The sequence below is a fragment of the Burkholderia sp. ABCPW 14 genome, assembly GCF_001523835.1.
Taxonomy (GTDB): domain Bacteria; phylum Pseudomonadota; class Gammaproteobacteria; order Burkholderiales; family Burkholderiaceae; genus Burkholderia; species Burkholderia mayonis.
In genome coordinates, this window is record NZ_LOVS01000129.1 from 1 (window position 1) to 2,414 (window position 2,414).

1 protein-coding gene and 2 pseudogenes are annotated in these 2,414 nt (G+C 71.5%); all 3 read right to left on the reverse strand.

Features of this window, described 5'->3' with window-relative positions; all coding sequences use genetic code 11:
* Nucleotides 1-316, reverse strand: a pseudogene (locus WS62_RS19660) (hypothetical protein); the annotation flags it as partial.
* 12 nt (nt 317-328) lie between these two features.
* Complete coding sequence (locus WS62_RS19665) at nt 329-1,882, reverse strand: efflux transporter outer membrane subunit (RefSeq protein ID WP_066574188.1); 1,554 nt, start codon at nt 1,880-1,882, stop codon at nt 329-331.
* Between the two features lie 117 nt (nt 1,883-1,999).
* Nucleotides 2,000-2,414, reverse strand: a pseudogene (locus WS62_RS19670) (glycosyltransferase family 2 protein); the annotation flags it as partial.

Below are 2,414 nucleotides of genomic sequence, written 5' to 3' on the forward strand. Positions count from 1 at the left end.
TCGCCGTGTCGTTTGGCGTCTTCGCGCGCAGCGTGTCGGTGGCGGTGTCGTTCAAGGTCTTGGCGTGCGTCGGTGGCGTGGCGCCATGGGGCGGCGGCTCGGCGTGCTCAGCGTGCTCAGCGTGCTCGGCGTGCTCGGCGTCGACGGCGGTCTTGTCCGACGCGCTGGCATGCTCGACGGCGGTATCGTTCGAATCTCTCGTATACACAATGGTGATGGCGTTGGATGGGTTCGTGTTGGATGGGTTCGGGTGAGCGGCATGCTTGCCCATGTCGGCGGGGTCATCGGCGGGACCATCGGCGGGGTCGTCGTGCATGCGCTCGGTCGATCAATCGTGCGCCGGCCCGGCCGGCCGCGACGCCGCCGCGAACGGCTTGCCCGCCTGCGCGAGCGGCGCGCCGCTCGCCTGCCGTCCGTCGAAGCCGCCGCCCAGCGCACCGATCAGCCCCACCCGCAGCGTCCGCCGACGCGCCTGCAGCTCGATCGCGTGCGCCCGCTCGTCCAGCAGCGTCAGCCGCGCCAGGTTCACGTCCTTCTGCATCCCCATCCCCCGCCGGTGCCGCTCCTCCGCCAGCGCCACCATCCGCTGCGCCGAGCGCACCGCCTGCTGCTGTTCCTTCAGCAGCGTATCGACCGTCGACAGCGACGTTAGTTGCCGCGCCACCTCGCCCAGCGCCCCATCCACCGTCTGGTTGTACTGCGCCAGCGCCACGTCCGCGTTCGCCACGTCGCCCCCCAGCTTCGCCTTCAGCCGGCCGCGATCGAAGATCGGCAGCGACAGCGCCGGCCCGATCGAGCCGCCCAGCGCATCCCGCGAGAACAGCGACGCCGGCGTCAGCGCGAACAGTCCGCCCAGCGCCGCCAGGTTCACGTCCGGGTAGAACGACGCGCGCGTGCCGTCGATCGCCGCGTACGCCGATTCCACCCGCAGCCGCGCCGCGACGATGTCCGGCCGCCGCCCCAGCAGCTCCGCCGGCAGCCGCGCCGGCAGCGGTGCGTCGGCGAGCGGCGCGAGCCTCGGCCGCGCGAGCGACAGCCCCCGCTCCGGCCCGCGGCCCGTCAGCCCCCCCAGTTGCAGCTTCAGCAACTGGATCTGCTCGTCGGTCAGCGCGATCTGCTCGAGCAGCTTGCTGCGCTTGAGCGCCGCGTCGTCCGCGTCGTAGCCGTTGTCGATCCCGCGCGCCGCGCGCTCGCGCAGCACCGTCTCGACCTGCTCGCTCGAGCGGCGCTTCTGCTGCAGCAGGTCGCGCAGCGCGCAGGCCCGGTCCAGCTCGCCGTACAGCGTCACCACCGCCACCGACAGCGTGAGCCGCGCCTGCTCCGCCTCGACCCGCGCCGCGTCGCGCATCGACATCAAGCCGCGCGTCGCCGCCGCGTTCTTGCCCCACAGGTCCAGCTGGTAGTTCAGCCCGACGAACAGCGACGATGACGACATCACCGATTCGCCGACGAGCGGCACCGACACCGGGAAGCCGTTCACCACCGTGTTCACGGTGCCGCCCGAGCGCGGCAGGTGCGCCTTGCTCAGCGACGCGCCCGCCGTCGCCGTCAGGCCCGTCAGCGACTCGAACTGCTGCAGTTGCGACTGCGCGACGCCGATCCGCGCCTGCGCGGCCTGCAGCGTCGGGTTGCGCTGCAGCGCTTCGCCGACCAGCGTGTCGAGCTGCGGATCGCCGAACTGCCTGACCCAGTCGGGGCTCGGCCACGCGCCGTGCGTGGCGCCGCCCGTCGTCTGCGCGAGCGCGTCGTCGTCCGGCTCGCGCGGCGCGAGCGTCGGCTTGAAGCCCGACGGCACGCAGCCGGCGAGCGTCCATGCGAGTGTCGCGAGCGCGAGCCAGTTCGCCGCACGTCCGACTGTCGTTCTCGTTGCTTCCTGATTCATCCGCGTCGGGTGTCCTTCATGCGCGCCGGGTCGTTTGTCATGGTGTAGCGTTGCGTGCGTCAAATTCGACAGATCATCCGCCTGCCGTCTGGTTGCATCGACAGCCTGATTTCGAGGTTATCTCGCCGTGATCTCGCCCTCGTGACGCAAGGCGTCAGGCATCGCGTCGCGGCGAGGTTCGTTCGGGCTGCTTGACGATTCCGGTTGCCCCGTGCTGCGTTGCTGCACGCTCGCCCAAGCCGCCCCGCGCGAGCGCGCTGCGTCGATCGCCCCCAAGCGGCCGAACACTCCGTCGAGCACGCCCAGCGCGATCCCGCGCAGCTTCGCCCCCTTCTCCCGCTCGCACAGCACCACCTGGATCACCTGCCACACCGTCAGCAGATTCGGCACCAGCGCGACCGGAAACCGCAAGCCGTACTGCAGCCCCACCTGCATCGCGTTGCGCGCGCCGTAATACCGCCGCTGCCACGAATGGTGCATCGCGCTCAGCTCGAACGGCCCCACCCGGTGCCGCCGGCGTGCGCCGATCCGG